Source organism: Microvirga medicaginis (assembly GCF_052658925.1).
The window spans coordinates 174,209-196,060 of sequence record NZ_JBQWEL010000001.1; the positions used below are offsets into that span (position 1 = coordinate 174,209).

At 58.8% G+C, this 21,852-nt stretch carries 19 protein-coding genes; 6 read left to right on the plus strand and 13 right to left on the minus strand.

All coding sequences use genetic code 11. The features are described from left to right. Positions 1-6: 6 nt before the first annotated feature. A complete protein-coding gene (locus ACUXUR_RS00830) occupies positions 7-699 on the minus strand; it encodes an SDR family oxidoreductase (protein WP_445500860.1) in 693 nt (230 codons plus the stop codon). A 244-nt stretch (positions 700-943) separates the two neighbouring features. Between ACUXUR_RS00830 and ACUXUR_RS00835 the strand changes: the two genes are divergently transcribed. The 3 genes from ACUXUR_RS00835 to ACUXUR_RS00845 all read left to right on the plus strand — a co-directional run bounded on the left by ACUXUR_RS00835 (position 944) and on the right by ACUXUR_RS00845 (position 3,972). Further along, on the plus strand, positions 944-2,200 hold the full coding sequence (locus ACUXUR_RS00835; RefSeq protein WP_445500405.1) for an ABC transporter substrate-binding protein: 1,257 nt from the start codon (positions 944-946) through the stop codon (positions 2,198-2,200). A 69-nt stretch (positions 2,201-2,269) separates the two neighbouring features. Beyond that, the gene (locus ACUXUR_RS00840; protein WP_445500407.1) at positions 2,270-3,148 is read left to right on the plus strand and encodes a carbohydrate ABC transporter permease; all 879 of its coding nucleotides are present in this window, start codon (positions 2,270-2,272) and stop codon (positions 3,146-3,148) included. Further along, complete coding sequence (locus ACUXUR_RS00845; RefSeq protein ID WP_445500409.1) at positions 3,145-3,972, plus strand: carbohydrate ABC transporter permease; 828 nt, start codon at positions 3,145-3,147, stop codon at positions 3,970-3,972. The genes ACUXUR_RS00840 and ACUXUR_RS00845 overlap by 4 nt, the downstream gene beginning before the upstream one ends. A gap of 194 nt (positions 3,973-4,166) precedes the next feature. Here the strand turns inward: ACUXUR_RS00845 and ACUXUR_RS00850 are convergent, their stop codons facing one another. The 9 genes from ACUXUR_RS00850 to ACUXUR_RS00890 form a co-directional block, all read right to left on the minus strand. Further along, positions 4,167-4,988, minus strand: a complete 822-nt coding sequence (locus ACUXUR_RS00850; RefSeq protein WP_445500410.1) for a lytic murein transglycosylase — start codon at positions 4,986-4,988, stop codon at positions 4,167-4,169. A gap of 84 nt (positions 4,989-5,072) precedes the next feature. Then, positions 5,073-5,936 carry a hypothetical protein gene (locus ACUXUR_RS00855; RefSeq protein ID WP_445500412.1) on the minus strand — a complete coding sequence of 288 codons (864 nt, stop codon included), beginning with the start codon at positions 5,934-5,936 and terminating at the stop codon, positions 5,073-5,075. A 131-nt stretch (positions 5,937-6,067) separates the two neighbouring features. Beyond that, the gene (locus tag ACUXUR_RS00860) at positions 6,068-6,274 is read right to left on the minus strand and encodes a hypothetical protein (RefSeq protein ID WP_445500414.1); all 207 of its coding nucleotides are present in this window, start codon (positions 6,272-6,274) and stop codon (positions 6,068-6,070) included. Positions 6,275-6,469: 195 nt separating this feature from the next. Then, complete coding sequence (locus ACUXUR_RS00865) at positions 6,470-7,642, minus strand: alpha/beta fold hydrolase (protein WP_445500416.1); 1,173 nt, start codon at positions 7,640-7,642, stop codon at positions 6,470-6,472. Positions 7,643-7,761: 119 nt separating this feature from the next. After that, a complete protein-coding gene (locus tag ACUXUR_RS00870) occupies positions 7,762-8,640 on the minus strand; it encodes a shikimate dehydrogenase (protein WP_445500417.1) in 879 nt (292 codons plus the stop codon). 17 nt (positions 8,641-8,657) lie between these two features. Continuing rightward, on the minus strand, positions 8,658-9,110 hold the full coding sequence (gene aroQ, locus ACUXUR_RS00875; protein ID WP_445500419.1) for a type II 3-dehydroquinate dehydratase: 453 nt from the start codon (positions 9,108-9,110) through the stop codon (positions 8,658-8,660). 27 nt (positions 9,111-9,137) lie between these two features. Beyond that, positions 9,138-10,439, minus strand: coding sequence for a TRAP transporter large permease (locus ACUXUR_RS00880; RefSeq protein WP_445500421.1), 1,302 nt, complete (start codon positions 10,437-10,439; stop codon positions 9,138-9,140). Continuing rightward, on the minus strand, positions 10,436-10,954 hold the full coding sequence (locus ACUXUR_RS00885) for a TRAP transporter small permease (RefSeq protein ID WP_445500423.1): 519 nt from the start codon (positions 10,952-10,954) through the stop codon (positions 10,436-10,438). The genes ACUXUR_RS00880 and ACUXUR_RS00885 overlap by 4 nt, the downstream gene beginning before the upstream one ends. Before the next feature lie 124 nt (positions 10,955-11,078). After that, a complete protein-coding gene (locus tag ACUXUR_RS00890) occupies positions 11,079-12,071 on the minus strand; it encodes a sialic acid TRAP transporter substrate-binding protein SiaP (protein ID WP_445500425.1) in 993 nt (330 codons plus the stop codon). A gap of 157 nt (positions 12,072-12,228) precedes the next feature. Here ACUXUR_RS00890 and ACUXUR_RS00895 point away from each other — a divergent pair, with 157 nt between their 5' ends. The 3 genes from ACUXUR_RS00895 (at position 12,229) to ACUXUR_RS00905 (ending at position 15,523) form a co-directional block, all read left to right on the plus strand. Beyond that, complete coding sequence (locus ACUXUR_RS00895) at positions 12,229-12,897, plus strand: GntR family transcriptional regulator (RefSeq protein ID WP_445500427.1); 669 nt, start codon at positions 12,229-12,231, stop codon at positions 12,895-12,897. Positions 12,898-12,902: 5 nt separating this feature from the next. Continuing rightward, entirely contained in the window at positions 12,903-13,571 is a 669-nt protein-coding gene (locus ACUXUR_RS00900; protein ID WP_445500861.1) for a GntR family transcriptional regulator, read from the plus strand. Positions 13,572-13,636: 65 nt separating this feature from the next. Beyond that, positions 13,637-15,523, plus strand: coding sequence for a bifunctional sugar phosphate isomerase/epimerase/4-hydroxyphenylpyruvate dioxygenase family protein (locus tag ACUXUR_RS00905; RefSeq protein WP_445500429.1), 1,887 nt, complete (start codon positions 13,637-13,639; stop codon positions 15,521-15,523). A 37-nt stretch (positions 15,524-15,560) separates the two neighbouring features. On the opposite strand, the gene pepT is transcribed toward ACUXUR_RS00905, so the two are convergent. The 3 genes from pepT to ACUXUR_RS00920 all read right to left on the minus strand — a co-directional run bounded on the left by pepT (position 15,561) and on the right by ACUXUR_RS00920 (position 21,487). Further along, entirely contained in the window at positions 15,561-16,796 is a 1,236-nt protein-coding gene (gene pepT, locus ACUXUR_RS00910) for a peptidase T (protein WP_445500431.1), read from the minus strand. Positions 16,797-17,035: 239 nt separating this feature from the next. Beyond that, the gene (locus tag ACUXUR_RS00915) at positions 17,036-17,506 is read right to left on the minus strand and encodes an opioid growth factor receptor-related protein (protein ID WP_445500433.1); all 471 of its coding nucleotides are present in this window, start codon (positions 17,504-17,506) and stop codon (positions 17,036-17,038) included. 2,106 nt (positions 17,507-19,612) lie between these two features. Further along, positions 19,613-21,487: a glycoside hydrolase family 2 protein gene (locus ACUXUR_RS00920; protein ID WP_445500435.1), complete on the minus strand. Its 1,875-nt coding sequence runs from the start codon at positions 21,485-21,487 to the stop codon at positions 19,613-19,615. Positions 21,488-21,852 lie beyond the last annotated feature (365 nt).

A 21,852-nucleotide genomic window follows, 5' to 3' on the forward strand; every position in this document is an offset into this window, starting at 1 on the left:
CTCCTCTCACCGGATCGCATCGATAAAGGGCAGGTTGCCTGCCGTCAGGCCGCCATCCACGGGAAGAGCGACGCCCGTGATTCCTGCCGAGAGAGGCGAGGCGAGAAAGACCGCCGCATTCGCCACGTCTACGGGAGAGACCATATGGCCGAGGGGATAGAGGCGCGAGACCTTCTCGAGAATGTGAGGATCTTTTGCGATCCGGTGGTCCCAGGCACGCGTGCGCACGGAACCTGGACAGATCGCATTCGACCGGATGCCATGGACCCCGCATTCCGTCGCGATAGCCCGGGCATAGGCCACCAGACCGGCTTTGGCCGCCGCATAGGCAGGATTGCCGAAATGGGCGAGGGCGTTCACGGACGAGATGAAGACGAACACGCCGGAGCCTCTCGCCTTCATGGGTTCAAGAAAGGGAGCCGTAAAATTGCGAGCCCCGTTGAGATTCACGTCGAGCTCGAAATTCCAAACCCGCTCGTCAACCTGCTCGAGGGTTTCCGCGCGTGTATAGCCTGCGTTGCTGACGACAATGTCCGGCACGCCGACCTGCGACTGAATGCGTTCGCAGGCTTTTCTGCATGCATCGGCATTGCCAAGGTCGAAGACTTCCTTGTGAGCCACATCCAACGATCCGAGGGCCTCCTCCGAGACGTCGCAGGCGACGACCCTTGCTCCGGCCTCCTGAAAGCGCTGGACCATCGTGACACCAATGCCACCGCCTGCACCCGTGATCACGGCGAGCCGGTCTTCCAAGCTGTTTGCCAACGACTTGCTCCGAACTGCTTCTAACCTTTGATTTCCCAAGGCTGGAGCGATTTATGAAATTTAGCAACATAAAAGCCAGGAATATACGCAAAAATTCCCTTGCTTAAGTAATTTTCTTTCACAACAATGCTTGTTGCCGGGCTGCTTTTCTAAGGTGTGCGGCCCTAGCAGAGGGAACATGCACGTGAAAACACTCAGCAAGAACACCTTCTTCAATCTCAAGGGACTCATGCTCGCAGGCATTGGCGCCATCGCCCTGTCCGCGAGCGCCAATGCGGGCACCGTCCGTGTCACCGTTGCGGAATATTCGGCCAAGACCGGCCCTTATTTCGAGCAGGTGGCCAAGGACTTCGAAGCGGCCAATCCGGGGATCAAGATCCAGTTCGAAGTGGTGCCATGGGATAACCTGCTCCAGAAGCTGACCACCGACATTTCGGCCAATGCCAATGCCGATCTGTCGATCATCGGCACGCGCTGGCTTGTGGACTTCGTCCAGCAGGGTATCGCGGAGCCGCTCGACAGCTACATGAGCCCTGAGATCAAGGGGCGCTTCATCGAGACGTTCCTGACGCCCTCGGTGATGAACGGTAAGACATATGGACTGCCCATCGCGGCCTCTGCGCGTGCGATGTACTACAACAAGGACCTGCTAGAGAAGGCCGGCCTTTCCGAGCCACCCAAGACCTGGGCGGAACTGGAGAATGATGCCAAGAAGATCACCGCATTGGGCAACGGCGTCTATGGCTTCGGTCTTCAGGGCAAGGAAGTCGAGACCGATGTCTACTTCTATTATGCCATGTGGTCCTTCGGAGGCGACATCGTGAAGGACGGCAAGTCGGGTCTCGACTCGAAGGCCGCCATCGATGCTGCGTCTCTTTACAAGCGCCTCATCGATCAGGGCGCTACGCAGCCGGGCGTGACCTCCTATGCCCGTGAGGATGTGCAGAACCTGTTCAAGCAGGGCAAGATCGGCATGATGATGACGGCGCCATTCCTTGCCAATCAGATCCGCGCCGAGGCGCCCAACCTCAAATACGGTGTGGCACCGATCCCGAAAGGACCGGGCGGCGATCAGGGTACCTATGGCGTGACCGACTCCGTCATCATGTTCCAGAACTCCAAGAACAAGGCCGAGGCGTTCAAGTTCCTCGACTTTCTGTTCCAGCCGAAACAGCGCATCAAGTTCACGATCGATGAAGGCTTCCTGCCAGTGACAAAGGCCGAGGCGGAGGACAAGTACTTCGTGGAGAATGCCGATCTCAAGGTCTTCACGAGCCTTCTGCCGACCGCTCGCTTCGCGCCTGTGATCGCGGGCTGGGAGGAGATTGCCGATGTCACCACATCGGCGCTGCAGAAAATCTATCTCGGCCAGGGCCAGATCGAGCCGACGCTGAAGGAGGCCGCAGCCAAGGCCAATGCGGTCCTGAAAAAGTAACCTCGACAGAGGGGCCGGACCTTCGGGGCAGGCCCCTCGCATACTGTTTGCTCAGTCAACGGAACGTCTATGACTGCAAAACGGGTGGTTGCACCCTACGTTCTCATTCTTCCCAGTTTCGTGCTGGCAGCCCTCATCGTCATCTGGCCTGTCAACGAGCTGGCGCAGATTGCAAGCCACAGCGTGAACCGCTTCGGCCAGCTGCGCGACTTCGTCGGCATGGCGAATTTCAGGGCGCTGCTCGATGATCCGAACTTCATCGCCTCGCTCTGGCGCACCGGAATCTGGACAATCGGCGTGGTCGGCGGCGCCATCATCTGCTCCGTTCCCGTTGCTCTCGTCTTGAACGAGGACTTTTATGGCCGCGATCTCGCGCGTGTGATCGTCATGCTGCCATGGGCGGTTTCACTGACCATGACCGCCATCGTCTGGCGCTGGGCGTTGTCGGGGGAAAGCGGCATGCTGAACTCGGCTCTCATCGAATTCGGCATCATCGATCAGAATGTTCAATGGCTTGCCGAGGCGAGCACTGCCTTTCCGATGCAGATTCTCATCGGCATCCTCGTCACCATTCCTTTCACGGTCACGATCATTCTGGGCGGTCTCTCGTCCATTCCCGAGGATCTTTATGAGGCGGCGGCCCTGGAAGGGGCAGGGCGGTGGGAGCAGTTCCGGCATATTACGCTGCCGCTCATTACCCCGTTCCTGAACATCGCGCTCGTGCTGAACACGATCTACGTCTTCAACTCCTTCCCGATCATTTGGGCCATGACGCAGGGCGGGCCCGCGAACTCCACCGACATCCTCGTCACCTACCTCTACAAGGTCGGTTTCAGGCTTGGAAAGCTCGGAGAGGCCTCCGCCGTCTCGCTGGTGATGTTCGGCATTCTCCTGATTTTCACATTGATCTATGTGCGGCTCACGACCTATCGGGGGGCGAAGGCATGAATTCTTCCAAGCTCCGCCGCTCCATCATCTGCTGGCTCGTGCTCTCGCCCGTTGTCGTCGTCACGATCTTTCCCTTTGCCGTGATGTTGATTTCGGCTCTCAAGCCCAATACCGAGGTGCTGACGCCGACCTGGTGGCCCTCCCGGATCACCTGGGAAAACTTCCAGACCATGTGGGTTGCCACCAATTTCGGAAATGCCCTGAAGAACTCGCTCTATGTCTCCGTGCTGGCGACACTGGGCTCGCTGATCGTCTCTATCCCCGCGGCCTATGCCCTGACGCGCTTCGATTTCATGGGGCGTGAGTTTTATCGCCAGTTCCTGTTGGTCACGCAGATGCTGTCGCCCATTGTCCTCGTGGTCGGCTTGTTCCGTCTCATGGTGTCGCTCGGTTTGATCGACAGCATCAATGCGGTGACGGTCGTCTATGCAGCCTTCAACATCGCCTTCTCGGTCTGGATGCTGCAGAGCTATTTCGCAACCATTCCGCTCGATCTGGAGGAAGCTGCCTGGATGGAAGGGGCGGGGCGCGCCGAGACCCTGGTGAAAGTGTTTCTGCCGCTTGCGGTGCCGGCAATCGTCGTGACGGCGATCTTCACCTTCATCAATGCTTGGAACGAGTTCGTCATCGCATTGACCCTGCTGCGCTCGCAGGACAGCTACACGCTCCCCATCCAGATCTTCTCGTTGGTGTCAGGACGTTACACCGTCGAATGGCATCATGTGATGGCAGCCACGTTCGCAGCGACCATTCCCGTTGCCATCGCATTCGCATGGCTTCAGCGCTACCTCGTGCGGGGCCTTGCGCTCGGCGCAGTGAAGTAGCGCTTCTCAAGAACCGAAGTAAAACGTCATGTCGAAGCAGACGTTCTGATCACCCTACATCCCTCTGTCGCCGGCAGTTCCTCATGGTCGATATCAAAATCGAGGCGATGGCCTATAAACCCATAAGGCCGATGCCGTAACGGCAGGGCAGGGATCATCGCTATGAGCTTAGCGCCATTCCGAGCATCGGCCCGTCAACGCCTTGCCGAAGCAGCATCTCCCTCGTCAATCTGCTGGCCGATCAGTGCGATAGCCCGCTGATAGACGGGAGCCGCGTTCCACGCTTGGATCGCTTGGAAATTAGCTTGGCCCGGCTGATAGCCTTCTCCCGCGCGCCAGCCATGGGCTGCAAGAAAATTGGCCGTCGATGTCAGCGCATCCGCTGCGTTATCGAGATTGCCGCCATTACCATAGGTCAGGATGCTCTTGGGCAAGAACTGGGTCTGGCCGATTTCACCATGCATGGAGCCGCGCGTGTCGGCCGAAAGAATGCCGCGATCAATCAGGCTTAAAGCGGCGTAGAGTTGCTCGGTGAAGTAGGCCGATCGGCGGCAGTCATAGGCGAGCGTTGCGACAGCCGACAGCGTGTTCTGGTTTCCGCGTTGTCGCCCAAAGGCTGTTTCCATCCCCCAGATGGCTAAGAGCGGTCCCGGTGGGACGCCGAAGCGTTGTTCAATCGATGTGAACAAGCCTGCATAGGACTGCTTGAGCGCGCGCCCGCGCGCGATAATGACAGAGCCGCCTCGCTTGGCGAGAAACTGATCGAGCGAGAGACGGAAGCTTTTCTGACCACGGTCAGCCGCGATGGTCGCCGTTGCATAATTGGCTTCCATGAGAGCTGTGATGGTCGGCGCACTGATGCCTTTTGCTCTCGCTTCGCCGGCAAATTGCTGCTTCCATGCCTCGAAACCGGCCGCCGTAGTGCCGCACTGCGCAGCATTGGCTGGGTTCACTGTTCCTGCGTGCAGAGCCAAGGATATGATGGCACAGATCTTTATCCGGTCGCCTGTGATCATTTCGAGATCCTTTCGCATCCTTTGCATCGGGTCGATGCTGTCGTGTCACGCGGGCGTATGGGCCGTGAATTGTTAGGATAACCTTCATCGGAGGCTAATGGCTCCCAGTCCGAAGCCAGTTTTATCGCGGGTGATCCAGACCTCTCCCTCTCCGAGCATCATTCCTTTGTCCCGAACAAAGACCGTCTCGAAGGTGGATTTTGCCACAATATCCCGAATGCGCGGGTCCAGGACCGTGTCCTTCGCTGCGCGAAGCTGCTCGCGGGTGCGAATGGTGCGCCTGGCCTTTCCTGCCACTGTCAGAGGATAGTGGGTGACCAGAGCGAGAAGTTCGATATCGCCGGAGCGGAAGGCTGCCTTGACGCGCCTGAAGCCGTAATAGGCCTCCAAGGGATCGAAGTTGAGAGCGCGGTAGCTGTCCTCAATCTCGGGCGACAGCTTCGGCCGGGAGAACCCCGCTGCGGGCGTCCTGACCGGTAGGTCCATGGATCGCCTCAGTTCCCGCGCAAGGAGGATCAGGGCTCGACGCTGGTCGAAGACCTTCTGCAATTCGGATGAACGGCCCGATGTCGCTCCCGTCGCGAGGGATTCCGTGAGCTCCTGATCGACAGCCTTCGGGGCAGGTCCGGCATTTCGCCGCTCAGAGGAGGTGGTTTCCTTCCCCAATGCGCGATCGAGCCGGTTTTGCGCGATCCAGAGCCTTTCCTCGACCTCGGCCAGAACCTGTTCGTGCGATGGCCTGAAGCCAGGGCCTTTCCCGAGATCGGAGGGCAGGGCTTTCATCGCCTCCTCGGGCTTCGGGCCCTTTTCGTCCGACGGATACCGAGGGTCGATCTTGTAGGTCCTGCCGTAGACCCGCACGAAGAAAGGGTCTGCATGGACCGGAAGGCTGAGGAGAGCCAGCAGACTAAAGATGACCCCAAAATCTCTGGCGGGAAAGCCAGCCATGACCGCTCCATTCCAAAGGAGATCGGAGGGCCAGTGTACACGTCAGCTTCCGAGACGGAAATGGCGAGGGAAGAGCTAAAAGACGGATGGCATCAAATGGCGAAGGGCGATATGTCCCTCGCCAATGTCGCCTAATGAGACCGGCGCTCTGAAATCGCCTCTTTGACGTGAACCAGCTTATCGAGCTTGTGCTGATCCACGCCGAGCTGTCCTGCCCATTCGTGTAAGGCGGAGCTATAGAGTTGGGCGAGGAAGCGTGACGGGTTCTCCGCCCCACCTTTGAGTCTGACGAGTTCGTTCAGGGCCTGTCTCAGCAGCGTACGATCAACGGGCATCATCACATCTCGCTCTAGAAAGGGGTCAATGTGCGTTTTAGAGACCATGCGGTCAAAGGATCAAAAGGCTTACCGTCTGGAGCGGAGCGGGTCCGCAATTTTATTCCTACCGCGAGCGGGCTTGCCGTCTGCGCGCCGGACTTCGGAATGGGGAGCGCCCCGGCTTTGTAGGCGCGACCCAGCCATAGCGCGAGGGCCTCAACGCGGACCAGGTTTGCGCCGGGGTCTCGATGGGGAGCGGAGGCGATAGCGCTGAGTGTCAGTACGGTCCCGATTTGCGATCCTGTCCTGCCGCTCACCCGTCAGAACGGCGACTATGTCGTCGCGCACCGCCGGAAAAATCCGATAATACTGATGACTCTGGAAATCCTGCTTCGGGCTGATGGCGTCACTGACGTCGACCGCCGCGACCTTGTCGCTGATCATCGCCATGTTTTCCGGCCCATTCACCCCAAGGCGCGGACCGTTGAACTTGGTGACCGAGCTTAATGTCGAGAGAATCCAGTCCTCCTGGGTGTGGTAGACCGTCACACGATTGCGGAGACGAGGCAGGTAACGCAACTCTCTGATGTCTTCAAATGCATCCTCGTCTTCGTCTGCGGCGGCGAGGACGATCTGGTCGAAGGTCCGGCGCAGGCGATTGGGATCCGGGGCCTCTGTCGGCATAGCGACGAGTGCGGGAAAGGGGCGATCCTCTGCATCCGCGGCAGGTGCATCCGCTGTCTGGATGTACTCCCGTGGCTCGCCCTGGGGCACCTGCATCAGGGCCTGTACCGCATACCGGAAGGCATAGTTGCCCATACTATGGCAAATGAGATGCAGCGGCTGCCGGCAGACGTCCCGGCGCGGAAGATGATCGATGAAGTCGTAGAGAATGCGCATCGTGCGGGCGATGGCCACGCCGGATGCACGCGCGGTGCCGCGGTCATGAAAGTAGTCCGTGTAGGGCAGGGGTGTGGGAAGCGGCGTGCCGATGGACGGCCATGTGAATGAGAACACGTTCGCATCGAGGCCGTAGAAGTTGATGATCGTGGCGGCCCGCTCGATAGCGTCCTTGAACGTGTTTGAAAAACCGTGGATCACGACCAGTGTCGGTCGTCCTCCCTCCTGCATGTCCTGTCGGAGCTTTTCGAAGATATCTCGGCTGCCGCGCCAGATCGAAGGGCCGTAGAGTTGTTCCGAGGCAACGTAAAGCGAGCCTGGGATGAAATTGGAACTCGTTGCGGTGACCTTTGCCTGGGCGCTACCGAAGCGAACGGCGGTGCCGTCGATGGGGCCAAGCTCGGAGCCGAAGTCGATGATGGTGCCGCCGCTCGCGTCGGTGAGCGGCATGCGATTGGTCGCGAAATAGACCGTCACAACTTGCGCCATGGTCCGTTTCTCCGTGCGGAGCCAGTGTCTCACGTCCACAGCTAAGTGTCAGCAGGCGGAAAATGGCAGGGCCTGTTCCGTTCCCAATCAATATCTAGCCACGACCTCATTTCAGAGCACTACATCTCGTTGAAGTGCTGAAGCATGCGCGCAGGATCCGGTTCCCGATCCGTGAACAGGCGGAAGGCCCCGACAGCTTGGAAGACGGCCATGCCGCCGCCGGACATGGTGCGGCAGCCACGCGCTCGGGCCTGACGCAACAGTTCCGTCTCCAGCGGGAAGTAGACGATATCGGCGACCCAGAGATCGGATCGCAGCAATTCCGCAGGCATTGCCATGCCGGGATACTTCGCCATGCCGAGCGGGGTCGTGTTCACCATGCCATCGGCATTGGCCATTGCCGCCTCAACATCGGATTTTGCGGAGGCGCATCCCGCACCGAAACGCTCGCTCAAAGCTGCCGCAAGATCGCGGGCGCGCTCCTCATATGTGTCGATGAGAGTGATCTCGCCGACTCCGAGCGTCAGCAAGGCATGCGCAACGGCTGCTCCGGCACCGCCAGCACCGAACTGAACCACGCGACCTTTCCGGACATCAGGCAGTTCGCGCTTGAAGCTCTCGGCAAATCCCCACCAATCCGTGTTGTGGCCTATACGCCTGCCATCTTTCAGAACGACGGTATTGACGGCTCCGAGCACGGCTGCATCGGGTGAGAGTTCATCGAGAAGCGGGATTACGGCTTGCTTGCAGGGATATGTAATATTGAGGCCGGCAAAACCGAAACGCTGTGCGGACGTCAAAATATCCGGAAGCGCACTCGCGTCGAGGTCTAGTTCTTCTAGATCGATGAGCTTGTAGACGTAGCGCAGACCCAGTTCGGCGCCCTCGCGCTCATGGAGGCGTGGGGTGCGTGAGGCCTGGATACCAGCCCCCACCAACCCGACGAGAACGGAGGGCCATCTCCATGAGCTTTCCGCTTCGCGTTTTCTGTCGGCCACCGACGGTAGCTCATTTGTCATGGGTGTCGGGCGTTCGCTTTGGAAATCATGGTGAGCATTGCTTTGACCGCAAACGGATAGCCCTTGGTGCCAAGGCCCGCGATGACGGCGGTCGCAATCGGTGAGACATAGGACTTGTGGTAGATCGGCTCACGCCGATGGATGTTCGAGATGTGCAGCTCGATAATAGGACCAGGAAACATCTTCAGGGCATCCATAATGGCCATGGAGGTGAAGGTGAAGGCTGCCGGATTGATGATGATTCCGCTGCCCCGGTCGATAGCTTCATGGATCCAATCGATAATTTCGTATTCGCGATTCGATTGCCGGAAAATGATTTCTTGTTCGGGGGCAGCTGCGCGGCACATGGCCTCGACTTCGGCTAAAGTCGTTCGACCGTAGATCTCAGGCTCGCGGGTTCCAAGGCGGTTTAGGTTCGGTCCATTGAGAATGTAGATTGGTTTGCTCATCAATAGCTTCTCTCAAATTGAGTCCGTTCAGCCCTGATACCCGAACATCCTCGGCAACCAGAGCACGGTTTCCGGCACGAAGGTGAGGATGGCGAGGGCCACGATCATCGCAAAAAGGAACGGCAGCGTGTCGCGGACGATGTCGCGCAACGGCTCCCCTGAAATGTTCGCCATGATGAACAGAAGCAGGCCGTAGGGAGGCGTGATCAGGCCGATCATGATGTTGACGACGACCACCACGCCAAAATGCACAAGGTCGATACCAAGTGCCTGAGCCGTTGGGATGAAGACCGGCACAACGATAAGAAGAATCGCCGTTCCTTCAAGCACGCACCCTAAGAGCAGAAGCAGGACATTGACGAGGATCAGGAAGCCGGTGGGTGAGAGTTCCCATGCCGAGAGAATGGCCTTCACACCTTCGGGAATGTTCTCGACCGTGACGACGTAGTTGAACACCAGCGATCCCGCGATCAGCATGCCGATGGATATCGATGTTCGAGCACTGACAGCGAGCGAATTGTAGAAGTCGCGCCAGCTCACGCTGCGATAAAGCCCGGCCGAAATGATCAGTGCGTATGCGGCTGCGATGGCGGCTGCTTCGGTCGGCGTCATGATGCCGGTGTAGATGCCGCCGAGCAACACGACCGGCATCATGAGGGACGGAAAGGCCTCCCAGGTAATCCTCGGGAGCTTGCGGAGGGGAACCGGTTTCTCGACCGGGAAATTCCTGCGCCGGGCTGTGACGGCCACGATGATCATCTGACTGATCGCCATCAGCAATCCTGGAATGACTCCTCCGAGGAAGAGAAAGCCGATGGAGGCATCGGAGATGAGTGCATAGAGCACCATCGGGATAGATGGCGGGATGATGGGACCGATGACCGAGGAAACAGCGGTGACGGCGGCTGCATAGCTTGCGGTATACCGGCCGTCGCGAGTCATCATGACCTGCATCATGCGCCCAGTGCCGGCCGCATCCGCAATCGCAGAACCCGACATGCCGGCGAAGATGATGCTCTGCAGGATATTGACATGCGCAAGGCCGCCCCTGAAGCGGCCGACAAGAGCGTTGCAGAACGTCATGAGCCTATCGGTCATGCTGCCGATGTTCATGAATTCGGCGGCGAGAATGAACAACGGAACCGAGAGGATCACGTAGTTGGAGTACATGCCGTTCAGGATCTGCTCTGCGGCTGTCCCCATATCCAGGCCGGAGAGCAGAAGGTAAAGGATCGATCCAGCGATCATCGAATGGCCGATAGGCAGGCCAAGAAAGGCAAGGATCGTGATCGCGACCAGTGCGAGCGAGAAGGGGCTTGCCAGGTTCATACGCCGGAACTCGCCTTGGTGGGATCGAACTCGTCAGGCGCGACGCCACGCATGGCCTGCCAGGCCAGACAGATGTAGCGGATAATGGTTGCGACGACGAAGACGAGGTAGATCGAAAACAGCCAGTCGAAACGGATTTTGAGATAGCTGGTCTTTTCCACCTTCATGAAGGTGACATAGTCGAAGACGGCCGGCAGCGCGGTGCCATAGAGAGCGATCAGGATCATGGCAGTGATGATGCACATGATCCTGCGCGGACCGGGGCCAACGGCTCCGTAGATGATGTCGAAGCGGATCTCCTCCCGCTCACGGATAACGAATGAGGCGCCCCACAGAACGAGCCAGATCCAAAGAATGACACTTACTTCGTGTGTCCAGCCGATCGGGAGGTTCAAGGCATATCTGAAGGCGATCTGCAGGAGAAAGGCCAGGAACATCAAGGCCAACATGAGCGCTGCGACGTTCTCGGCGCGTCGCGCCAACCAGGGGCCCATGTGTCGTACCCACGCGATCATGAAAAGGATTTCCTTCCTTAAGAAGGCGCCGATCAATACGAATGAAGCGGCTTTCCGCTAGAGAACCGATGCTGTTCGAGGAGCTGCCGAACAATGGTGGCACGACAGCTCCTCAGATTGAGCTTCACATGGCGTTGATTTTTTCCAGCATACCCGGCTCCCAGCTCTTGGCGAGGTCGGAGGCCAGATACTTCTTCTGTGCATAATCGCGGAAGGCCTTCAGGTCCGGCGTGTAGACGTTGAGGCCTTTTTCTTTGAAGAAGGTCGCAAGCTCGGCTTCCTTCTTCAGGTGCTCCTGCGTGCTCCACTCAATCGCCTTGTCGGCCGCGGCCTGGAAGGCCGCCTGCTTCTCCGGTGGCATCGCGTTCCAAACTTTGTTGGACACGGCCAGGAGATCGAAACCGACGAGATGTGATGTGAGCGCGACTTGCGACATCACCTCGTAGAACTTCATATTCTGAACGTTCGGCAGCGGATTGTCCTGCCCGTCGATGGCTCCAGTCTGCAGGCCGGTATAGACCTCGGCATAGGCCATTGGCGTGGGATTCGCGCCGAGCGACTGGCCGAGGAATTGCCATGCATCGCCACCCGGCATGCGCAGCTTGATGCCGGCCAGATCCTCCGGCGTGTTGATCTTCTTGTTCGGCTTCAACCCCACATGACGGACGCCGAAATAGGTGGGACCCAGGATGTGGATACCGAGCTGGTCGGATGCCATCTTCTTGAGCTTCTGACCCACATCGCTCGCAAAGACCTTTTTCAGGTGATCCGCATCACGGAAGACATAGGCGGCCGTCACGATGGACCAGGCGGGAATCTGGTTGGAGATATCCTGCGGCGCGATGTTGCCCATCTCCAGGTTGCCGCGCTGCATCGCCACGAGCTCGGTGCCCTGCTTGAACAGGGTGCCGCCGTAATAGGGCTGGAGGGTGAAGCCCTGAGCCTTAATGTCCTCGGCAAAGCGCTTCATCATTTCGGCGCGGATGTCCTGATCCGAGAAAACGGCCGAGAAGCGTAAGGTGGACGGCGCCTGTGCGGCGGCTGGCCCGCCCATGTTCCACGCCAGAAAGGCCGCGCCTGCGGCCATCAATATACGACGGTTGATGCTGAGTGGCATGTGTTCCTCTCCTGAATGTCAGCGCGCATTTTTCTGCGTCTTGGGCGAGACTATCTGCTCAGATAATTGCAAAATCAATAGGCGTTCTTAAAATCATCTGATATTTTAAGTTAAACCAGATGACGTTGGGGAGCCGTTTGCTCGCAAGCGTGGCCGGATGAGTATTGAGCTTTTAGCGACATCGATTGCCGATCGGGCCTATGACCGAATTCGGGCTGACATCGTCTTCGGGCGACTTGCGCCTGGCGGCAGGCTGCGGCTCGACCGTTTGGCAAAGGATTACGGCGCGAGCGTCAGCACGGTTCGAGAAATCCTCAGCCGCCTCTCTTCGGAAGGATTGGTGATCGCGGAAGGGCAGCGCGGCTTTCAGGTCACTCCTGTTTCGCCTGAGGGGCTTCAGGACGTCGCGTCGATGCGGTTGCTCCTGGAATCCTACGCGCTCCCCTTGTCCTTTGCAGCCGGCGACCTGGAGTGGGAAGGCCGTGTCGTCGCCGCTCATTACAAGCTAGCCGTCATGGAGCGCCGCATGATGGTGGACGAGACCGCGGGCATGGAGCTCTGGAAGCGGTATGACCGCGAATTCCATCAAACGCTCATCGAGGCCTGTGGCTCGCAGACCGTTCTCGATCTTTATGGCGGGGTCTTCGACCAGTACCTCCGCTATCAGATGGTGGCGGTCGTCTTTCGCGGGGAGATAGCCGCCGAGGAGCACAGGCTCCTCCTCGATTGCGCTCTGACCCGCAACGCGGAGCGGGCCTGCGAAGTTCTCGGCCGACATGTGAACGGGTGCGTGGACTACACCTTAAACAGCGGTGCCCTGCGATGAACGACATGGCCACGAACCCGCAGCTTCAGGGCATAGGCGAAAGCGCCTATCACAGGATCCGGACCGACATCGTCTTCGGCCGCCTTTCTCCGGGAAGAAAACTGAAACTGGAACAGCTGAAAGCCGACTACGGAGCAAGCGTCAGCACGCTCCGCGAGATCCTGAACCGGCTCTCATCCGAACGCCTCGTCGTCGCGGAAGGTCAGAAAGGGTTTGAGGTCGCGCCTGTCTCCATCGCGAACTTGAGGGAAATTGCAGCCCTCCGGCAGTTGCTGGAATGCCGTGCCTTGGAGCAGTCCTTCCGGGCCGGCGACATGGAATGGGAGGGGCGTGTCGTCGCCGCGCACCACCGGCTGGCGCGCATGGAAGAGCGGATGGCTGAAGGGGATCGGAGCAGGACCGAGGAGTGGAAGCAGTATGACTGGCAGTTTCATCAGGCGCTGATTTCCGCCTGCGGATCGAAGATGCTGATCGACACTCATGCAGCGGTCTTCGACAAATATCTCCGCTATCAGATGATTGCCCTGAGCTATCGCGGAGAGATCGCTGCCGAGGAGCATCGGCTCCTGCTGGAATGTGCTCTGGAGAGAGACGCGGCACGAGCCTGCGAGGTGTTGACGCGCCACGTCGCCGGCGGCGTCGAGCATGCGCTCGCGACCGGAACGATCAAATGACCGAGAAAGAGTGAGCCGGACGGCAACGCTCTCCTGAAAACCATGAGGGAACTGGATCCAAGAGCATGCGCACCGCCATCGCCACAGTTTGTTTAAGCGGCACTCTTACCGAAAAAATTGAGGCCATTGCGGCCGCCCAATTCAAGGGTGTGGAGATCTTCGAGAACGATCTTCTCTCCTTCAACGGCACGCCGGTCGATGCGCGGCGCATGATCGAAGGCCTGGGCCTCAAGACCATCACCCTCCAGCCCTTCCGTGATTTCGAGGGCATGCCGGAGCCGCAGCGTTCCAAGGTCTTTGCCAGGGCTGAACGCAAGTTCGACGTCATGCAGGAACTCGGCTGCGACCTCCTCATGGTGTGCAGCAATGTCTCGCCCGACTCCCTCGGCGGAATCGAGCGGACAGCCGCAGACTTCCATGAACTTGGGGAGCGTGCCGCCAGACGCGGCATGCGCGTGGCGTTCGAGGCTCTCTCCTGGGGGCGTCACATCCACGATTATCGTGACTCGTGGGAGGTCGTGCGACGGGCGAACCACCCTGCAGTGGGGTTGGTGCTCGACTCCTTCCACATTCTCGCCCGTGGCACGGACCTGTCGGCGATCCGCTCTATTCCTCCGGAGAAGATCTTCCTGGTGCAGATGGCCGACGCACCGAAGCTCGACATGGATTATCTCTCCTGGAGCCGGCATTACCGCTGCTTCCCGGGGCAGGGCGATCTACCGATCGACGACTTCATGCTGGCCCTGCATGCAACTGGCTTTGACGGACTCTTATCATTGGAAATCTTCAATGACCGCTTTCGGGCAGGCTCTGCGCGCAATGTCGCCATCGATGGACAGCGCTCGCTCATCGTCATGCTTGATGAACTCCGAAGGCGGACGGGATCGACGATCCCCGATCTGCCTGAGCTCCCGCCGAAAGCTGAGTGCTCCGGCGTCGAATTCGTTGAGTTCGCAGTCGATGAGCGGAGCGCAGTCGGATTCGAGCAGATCTTGACGGGCCTCGGATTCCGCAAGGCCGGGATTCACCGCTCCAAGGCCGTGACGCGTTGGCGGCAGGGCGACGTCAACATCGTCGTGAATTCAGACAAAGAAGGATTCGCTCATTCCTTCAATATTACGCATGGAACATCCGTGTGCGCCTTGGCGCTTCGCGTCAATGATGCGCCCGGAACCGTGAACCGGGCCGTCACTCTTCTGGACCAGCCATTCCAGCAGCCGGTCGGGCCGGGGGAGACGAATATCCCGGCAGTCCGCGGACTTGGCGGAAGCCTGCTGTATTTCGTCGACCGGAAGAGTGGGCTCGATAGGCTTTGGGATGTGGATTTCGAACCGGTCGATGCCGAAGACTTCAAGGGAGCCGGACTGACCTCTGTCGATCACGTATCGCAGTCCATGCATTACGAAGAGATGCTGACGTGGCTTCTGTTCTATACATCGCTCCTCGATGTGCAGAAGACGCCGGTTCAAACCGTGATCGATCCAGGCGGCGTCGTGCAGAGTCAGGCCGTCGAGACCGGTGACGGTTCTCTCCGTCTGATCCTCAATGCCTCGCAGAGCCAGCGGACCCTGTCATCTCGATTCCTGACTGAGCTGTTCGGATCGGGAGTGCAGCACATTGCTCTGAGGACAGACGACATTTTCGCAACGATCGCTTGCCTGAAGGAGAACGGGGTAGACCTCCTGCCCATTCCGGAGAATTACTACGACGATCTCGAGGTCAGAACCGACCTCTCCGCCGATGATGTCGAACGGATGCGCTCGGCCAACATCCTGTACGACCGTGAGGGACCTGCCGAATACTTCCAGGTTTACACCAGGACTTTGGAAGGAGGCTTCTTCTTTGAGATCGTGGAGCGGCGTGCGTATCGAGGATATGGGGCCGTCAATGCGCCGATCCGCCTTGCCTCGCAGACACGCCTTGCATCCGAAACGGTGCCCGCCGGCCTTTGACGAGCAGTCCCTCAGCCGATCAAGACGAGGAGACGCGTTACGCGCGCTCCTCCCAGAGCTTGGCGAGTTCGACGATGGTCTTCACCGCCTTTTCCATATCCTGGCTGCTGACGAATTCCAGCGGGGAATGGAACGCATGGCCGCCGGCGAAGATGTTGGGGCAGGGCAGTCCCATGAAGGAGAGCCGTGAACCGTCCGTGCCGCCCCGAATGCTGCCGCGTATAGGATCCATGCCAGCGCGCCTGATCGCTTCTATCGCATATTCCACGATCTCCGGATGCCGGTCGAGCACAACCTTCATGTTGCGGTACTGTTCCTTGACGGTGAAGGTGTAGCCGGAGCCCGGATAGTTTTTCATCACCTCCTTGGTGATGTTTTCCAGCAGCGCCTCCTTGTGCTTCAGACCATTCTCCGTGAAGTCGCGAATGATGAAGCTCAAGTTTGCCTTTTCCATCACGCCAGACACGCCGGTGGGATGAATGAAGCCTTCGCGGCCTCTCGTCGTCTCAGGCGCCATGTCCTTCGGGAGGCGATCAATGATGGCACCGGCAATCCTGATGGCGTTTTCCATCTTGCCATAGGCGAAACCCGGATGGATGGCCACGCCCTTGATGGCGATCTCAACCGCATCGGCGGAGAAGGTCTCGTCCTCGATCGTGCCGGCCATCTCGCCGTCCATCGTGTAGCCGAAAGCGGCGCCGAGCTTTTTCAGGTCGACTTTGTCGACGCCGCGGCCGATCTCCTCGTCAGTGGTGAAGAGGATGCGGATCGTGCCGTGCTTGATATCCGGGTTCTTGATCAGGAACTCGGCCGCCGCCATGATTTCGGCAATGCCGGCCTTGTCGTCCGCTCCCAAGAGCGTCGTGCCGTCCGAGGTAACGATGTCGTGACCGATCAGATCATTCAGCACGGGATGATCGGCGATCCGGATGATTTGGTGGGGATCGCCTGGAAGCCGGATGTCGCCGCCCTGATAGTTCCTGACAATCTGCGGCTTGACGTTGGTGCCGGAAAAATCCGGTGCCGTATCCATGTGGGCGCAGAAGCAGATGACAGGAACGTTGTTCTTGGGGGTGTTCGCCGGAATGGTCGCATAGACATAACCATGCTCGTCGAGATGCGCGTCTGAGACGCCGATCTCCAGGAGTTCCTCAACCAGCCTTCGACCGAGGTTCTTTTGCTTCTCGGTCGAAGGCTGGGACGCAGATGCGGCGTCGGACTGGGTATCGATGACGACATAACGGAGAAAACGATCAGTAACGCTGGCGGCCATGGCGCAAGATCCAAAATCGCGAAGGAAACAGAGGACTTGTAGCGGGACAAGGCCGTCTCGGGAATGGGCGATCCGTAAATCCATCTATTCGACTGCTTTTATGGCTCACTCGGCGGTGAGCCACTCAGGCCTCCGGGTGGCTGTCGCTCATATGGGGCAGGGACCGCCTCTGGATCTGCTGCCCCACTTTTGGCAGCTAAGGGGCGGCTCGCGGTGGAGCCATGCACACGCTCTCAGGGCTAATTCTCCGCCGCCTCGGCCCAGTAGCGAAGGCTTTGGTGATTGACAGGGGCTCCGGCCGAATCATGCAGGGCCAGAATAGCCTCGTAAAACCGGCACGCCGCGTCTGGTCCGGCGAGCAGGCGGAGGCTGTTGATGATCCGCGTGATCCGCAGATGGTTATGGTCCTGCCACCTGAGCCAATCGTTCGTCTCGCGGTAGAAGCGGAGCATCCGCTCCATTGCTTTCATGAGAGTGTCGGACGCGCGATGATCTGCCCGGATGGCTTCGATTTCCGCACTTGTCAGAACGGGAGCGCCGGGCTGGGCGGCGCTGCGGGTCGGAAGAGGAAAGAGCCACTGAATGTAGTCATGCACGGCTTCGAGCTGCTCGTTGGAGAAGGCGAGCACATCGGTTGCATAACGCCCTCGATGGTCGCATCCAGTGCCAGCGAGAAAAGCGTGAAGGGGGCCAGACGAAGGTTCAGACATTCGTCGTTTCCAATGCCGGTGCCATGAGACTGTAGGCGAAGTCTAACACGGGAGCGGAGGCTCTGCACGGCTCTGGGCGGATGGCATAATTGCCGTAAGGCCCTCAGGTGGACGAAGCGGTTTGCGTGTCCAGAGGCTCAAGGCTTTCCAGAGAGACCCATCCGACAGGACGGTGAGGAACAGGGACGAGATAGGCCCTGCCATTCTCTATCTTCTCGATTCTACAGGAGAGGGCTCTTTGATCTCCCGGAGGGCGATACACGACGATCGTGCCAACCTGGAACTGATCCTCCGAGGCAGAATTCTCGCTGACGCTTTCCTGTTTAGGAAGGGTGTTCTCCGGCGGTATTGTAGCATTCCTTGCGGCTCTGAAACGATCGAGGGCGGCGATGGCCACTCGGGCTCTGTCCTTATACCGCTTGTGAACAGCTCTTAGAATGGGGCCGCTGGAGCGCCCTGGGTACCAGGAAGAACCGCCCACTTTTGCGAGCTCGTGGGCAACGGCTTCAATCTCTTCGTCTGTCACCTAGCACCGTCCGCAGTCATACGACCTATGAGAATGATTACATAGGGCAGGTAGAGAAGGAGTTAACAGGACCCGGATGTCGATCAGTGAAAAAGAAGCCAGCTGATCAACGTCAGAGGGGCGACTACTCCTAGTGCAAACGGCGCAATATGGCGAGCCATGGTGATCATCCTCAGATGATCTATTATTACCTAAGGTAATGTGGCTGTCTGTGACTTGTCGCACATGGGCGTGAATAAGAGCTGTTCCAGATCGGGTTTGTGGGACTCCACAAGAATGCTGCCTGTCGCCTCAGCCAAACCGCTCCGGCTCAGATCAAGGCTGATGAAGCGTTGGCAAGCCTCCCGCAAGCCTGCGGCTCCAATCTCTCGTGCATGTGGGCGGATTCGCTCGATCGAGAATGCGGAGGGGCTCCCATGGCGACGGTGTTGATTTGTGCGGTGTTTGTCTCGCTGACAGGCCTCATCGCGCCACCTGCCTTGAAGATCATCAGGCTTGGTCGCGAAGGGAGGATGGAGCTGAGGCCGGTTCGACCTGCCTTTGCTCCTGACTAGAGCTGTTTCCCTTGACATGGAATCAGCTCTCTTCGTGCTGAGCTGCATTTTTGATGGTGAGCCGGATCCACTTCACCGAAGAATGCCCTGGGGCAGGAGAGCGCTCGTCAAACGAGCACTGAGGGAGCGAGTTCGCCGTCCAGACTGATGAGATCCCTGGTCCAGTTCCAGGCGGTATAGAGAAATCCATCGCTATCAAGAACATAGACGTTCTGGCGAGCGGACGCCCCAGCGCGGTGCGCAGAAGTCACGGCAAATTTGAGCGCATTGGTTCGAAAATAAAAGGCTCCCAGGTCCCGGCCCTGGTGAAGAACAGACCATCGCCTATCGCGATACGCAACACAGTACGCTTCGTGGGGCATTGAGGCACCTCCGAAGTTGTTGGGTGATCAAATCAGACGGGGCCTTGCTAACCTCTGCTGGCAGTCCAGGCAACCCATAAAAACCGACGGTTTGCATAGCCCGAGAAGGTTAAGAATCGGTGATAGAAGGTTGGTCCGCTGACAGGTAAAATTTGCCTTGGAATAGAAAAGCCTCCTGACCCGCCTTTCCAATTACAGGCGGATCAAGAGGATCTGATGTTGCGGATTGGGACTGGCTTTCGTGATGCTTACTTCGAAAGCGGTGTCGGCACTACTTTACTGGTTGTCGTCCTGCACGGTTGTGTCGCGGCGAGAGGAGCGACGTCTCTCGCGCCTGATGCGCTTCATGAGAGCAATCGATGCCACAAGCGTCCGCTCGAGTTGATGCAATGAAGGAGGCGTATCGGGCGATGGTGCCAAATGCTGAATATCTCGCATGCTCTACAGTCTCAGCCTTTCCTGCGCGATTTGTATCAACAGTTCAGGGATGAACCCTGGCTTGGCAGTACGGCCAGAATGTGGCTGCTATTGAGAGGGTAAGGCTTAGATCAACTGGCTCCGATCGGAGCCTTGTGAACGGCGAAACAGTGACATTCGAGAAAAAGTTGATGCAAGGTAACAATCTTACTCTTCGTCGTTATGCTCTTCATTGACTCAAGTTGCCTTATTCCTGTCCGCGCTCATGCCGTCGTCGCTCCACCTCCTGCTTGATCAACACATCCAGAATCTCGCTCGGTACAGCCTTCGAGGGACGATTGTTGATCGCGCGCAGCCGTTCGATATCGAATTTCGGTTCGCGGTTGACGGTGAAAAGACCATTGGTTTCCTGGGCGGTATCGGTCAGTTGGGTGTAGCAGAAGCCTGCGAGAGCCGTGGAGGAGAGCAGGGCATCGACAAGCTCCTCGTAGCGCGCAAGAAGATCGTCGGCGCTGGCGAACTGGCCATAGCCGAACCAGTCCTCGGTTGCCTGCGGCACGAAGCCAAGTCCACCGAACTCGCTGATGACGATCGGCTCGTCTTCGATCTCGACTCCCTCGCCGAGCAGCGGATGGTGGTGCGGTCGCACCTCACGGAACGTGCGGGCGATGGTCTCACGGTCTGCGTAGCGTTCCCGCAGCATCTCGCCGCTTGGTGCATAATCATGAACGCCGAAGACATCGCCAACCGCGTGCTGCCAGCCGTCATTGCCGATCACGGGGCGGGTAGGATCGATTGCCTTCGTGAGATGATAGAGAGCCCGCACGAAATCGCGCTGCTGGGCCGATCGGTCGAGATCGGGTACGCCCCAGCTCTCGTTCAGCGGCACCCAGGTGATGATGGAGGGATGATTGTAGTCGCGGCGGATGGCCTCCAGCCAATCGCGGGTCAACATCTCTGCGGCACGATCGGAATAGACATAGGCATTGGCCGCCTCGCTCCAGACGAGCATCCCGAGCCGGTCGCACCAGTACAGAAAACGGGGATCCTCGATTTTCTGGTGAACGCGAACACCGTTGAAGCCGAGCGATTGGGCCAGTTCCACCTCCCGCTTGAGGGCATCCGCGTCAGGAGCAGTGAGGAGGGAATCCGGCCAGTAGTTCTGCGCCAGCACAAGGCGCAGGAAGATCGGAATGCCGTTGATGATGAAGCGTCCATCGCGGGCTTCGATTCGGCGCAGCCCGAAATAGCTTTCGACACGATCGACGACGGTACCACTTTCGTTGATCAGTTCAATTGTGGCATCGATGAGATTGGGATGCTCCGGGGCCCAGAGCAGGGTGCGGCGACGCCGGATCGCCGCATCGTTGATGTCGAGGAGAAGATCCCGGCGGATTTCGCGGCCTGAGAGCAGGCAGGTGTCATCCACGAGGCAATGTGTCGGGCGGTCGCCTCTCAGCTGCACGCGCATGCGCCAGCCGTCGGGAGGTTTACGATCCAGCCTGACGATCAGCCCGACACCGAAGCGGTCGACGTTGGGAGTCCAGCGCAGTTCTGCAATCGCAACCTGCGGAACCGGCTCGAGCCATACCGGCTGCCAGATTCCCGTGGAGCGGTGATACCAGATATAGCCGGGATGCTCCTCCCAATATTGCTTGCCGCGCGGCTGCTGCAAATCTCTCGGCTCGTCCTCCGCGCGCACGACGATCACCTGTGTCTCACCGGGAATGAGCAACGGAGTGATGTCTGCGAAGAACGGCGTCTGTCCGCCGACATGCTCGACCGCCATGCGGCCGTTGACCCAGACGGAAGCCTTATAGTCGACGGCACCGAAATGGAGCAGAAGACGATCCCGACAGTCGGCTTCGTCGACACGAATCTCACGGCGATACCAAACGACAGGGTGAAAGCCGGTCTCGTGGACGCCGGACCGCGCGCTCTCGGGCGGGAAGGGCACCATGATCTCACGGTCGAAGGGCTCTGCCTTGTCAAACCAGCCCTCTGCAAAGCCACGATTGTCGTCGTCGAATGCAAAACCCCAGCTTCCGCATAGGTCGGTCCAGCGCTCCCGACGCAATTGGGGGCGCGGGTGGAGGTGGGCCGGGGAGATCGTCTCAGTCATTGTGTTATCCACTCAGTAGCGTCCGCTCTTGAGCCGGTGATCGGCCGGTGGGGTGACGAGTTTCAAGCTCTCGTCGCAGGGTTGTTCCTGCTGGGGGAACTGATGGCGATGATCGGTAGGCTGATGCGGGGACGTCGTTTCTCCATGACCGGTCGGCCTGTTGCTTATTCTCTCAACAGGTTTGAACTTGGGACCGGCCTGCCGCGGATGGTGGGCTCGGTGTCTCGGGACTGGCATGGCTGACCTCCCCACGCAGGAAGCCCGATCGTTCTTGGCCGGTTAACGCACGAGGCCAATCTCTGTTCTTGGGAGACAGGATTTGATGAAACTTTCCTGCATGTGAGCCGTTTCCTAGCCTGGATCTC

Coding starts and splice junctions, on each gene's coding strand:
- ACUXUR_RS00830 (WP_445500860.1), bottom strand. CDS start 699: ATGGTCCAGCGCTTTCAGGAGGCCGGAGCAAGGGTCGTCGCCTGCGAC.
- ACUXUR_RS00835 (WP_445500405.1), top strand. CDS start 944: ATGCACGTGAAAACACTCAGCAAGAACACCTTCTTCAATCTCAAGGGA.
- ACUXUR_RS00840 (WP_445500407.1), top strand. CDS start 2,270: ATGACTGCAAAACGGGTGGTTGCACCCTACGTTCTCATTCTTCCCAGT.
- ACUXUR_RS00845 (WP_445500409.1), top strand. CDS start 3,145: ATGAATTCTTCCAAGCTCCGCCGCTCCATCATCTGCTGGCTCGTGCTC.
- ACUXUR_RS00850 (WP_445500410.1), bottom strand. CDS start 4,988: ATGATCACAGGCGACCGGATAAAGATCTGTGCCATCATATCCTTGGCT.
- ACUXUR_RS00855 (WP_445500412.1), bottom strand. CDS start 5,936: ATGGCTGGCTTTCCCGCCAGAGATTTTGGGGTCATCTTTAGTCTGCTG.
- ACUXUR_RS00860 (WP_445500414.1), bottom strand. CDS start 6,274: ATGATGCCCGTTGATCGTACGCTGCTGAGACAGGCCCTGAACGAACTC.
- ACUXUR_RS00865 (WP_445500416.1), bottom strand. CDS start 7,642: ATGGCGCAAGTTGTGACGGTCTATTTCGCGACCAATCGCATGCCGCTC.
- aroQ (WP_445500419.1), bottom strand. CDS start 9,110: ATGAGCAAACCAATCTACATTCTCAATGGACCGAACCTAAACCGCCTT.
- ACUXUR_RS00880 (WP_445500421.1), bottom strand. CDS start 10,439: ATGAACCTGGCAAGCCCCTTCTCGCTCGCACTGGTCGCGATCACGATC.
- ACUXUR_RS00885 (WP_445500423.1), bottom strand. CDS start 10,954: ATGATCGCGTGGGTACGACACATGGGCCCCTGGTTGGCGCGACGCGCC.
- ACUXUR_RS00890 (WP_445500425.1), bottom strand. CDS start 12,071: ATGCCACTCAGCATCAACCGTCGTATATTGATGGCCGCAGGCGCGGCC.
- ACUXUR_RS00895 (WP_445500427.1), top strand. CDS start 12,229: ATGAGTATTGAGCTTTTAGCGACATCGATTGCCGATCGGGCCTATGAC.
- ACUXUR_RS00900 (WP_445500861.1), top strand. CDS start 12,903: ATGGCCACGAACCCGCAGCTTCAGGGCATAGGCGAAAGCGCCTATCAC.
- ACUXUR_RS00905 (WP_445500429.1), top strand. CDS start 13,637: ATGCGCACCGCCATCGCCACAGTTTGTTTAAGCGGCACTCTTACCGAA.
- pepT (WP_445500431.1), bottom strand. CDS start 16,796: ATGGCCGCCAGCGTTACTGATCGTTTTCTCCGTTATGTCGTCATCGAT.
- ACUXUR_RS00915 (WP_445500433.1), bottom strand. CDS start 17,506: ATGTCTGAACCTTCGTCTGGCCCCCTTCACGCTTTTCTCGCTGGCACT.
- ACUXUR_RS00920 (WP_445500435.1), bottom strand. CDS start 21,487: ATGACTGAGACGATCTCCCCGGCCCACCTCCACCCGCGCCCCCAATTG.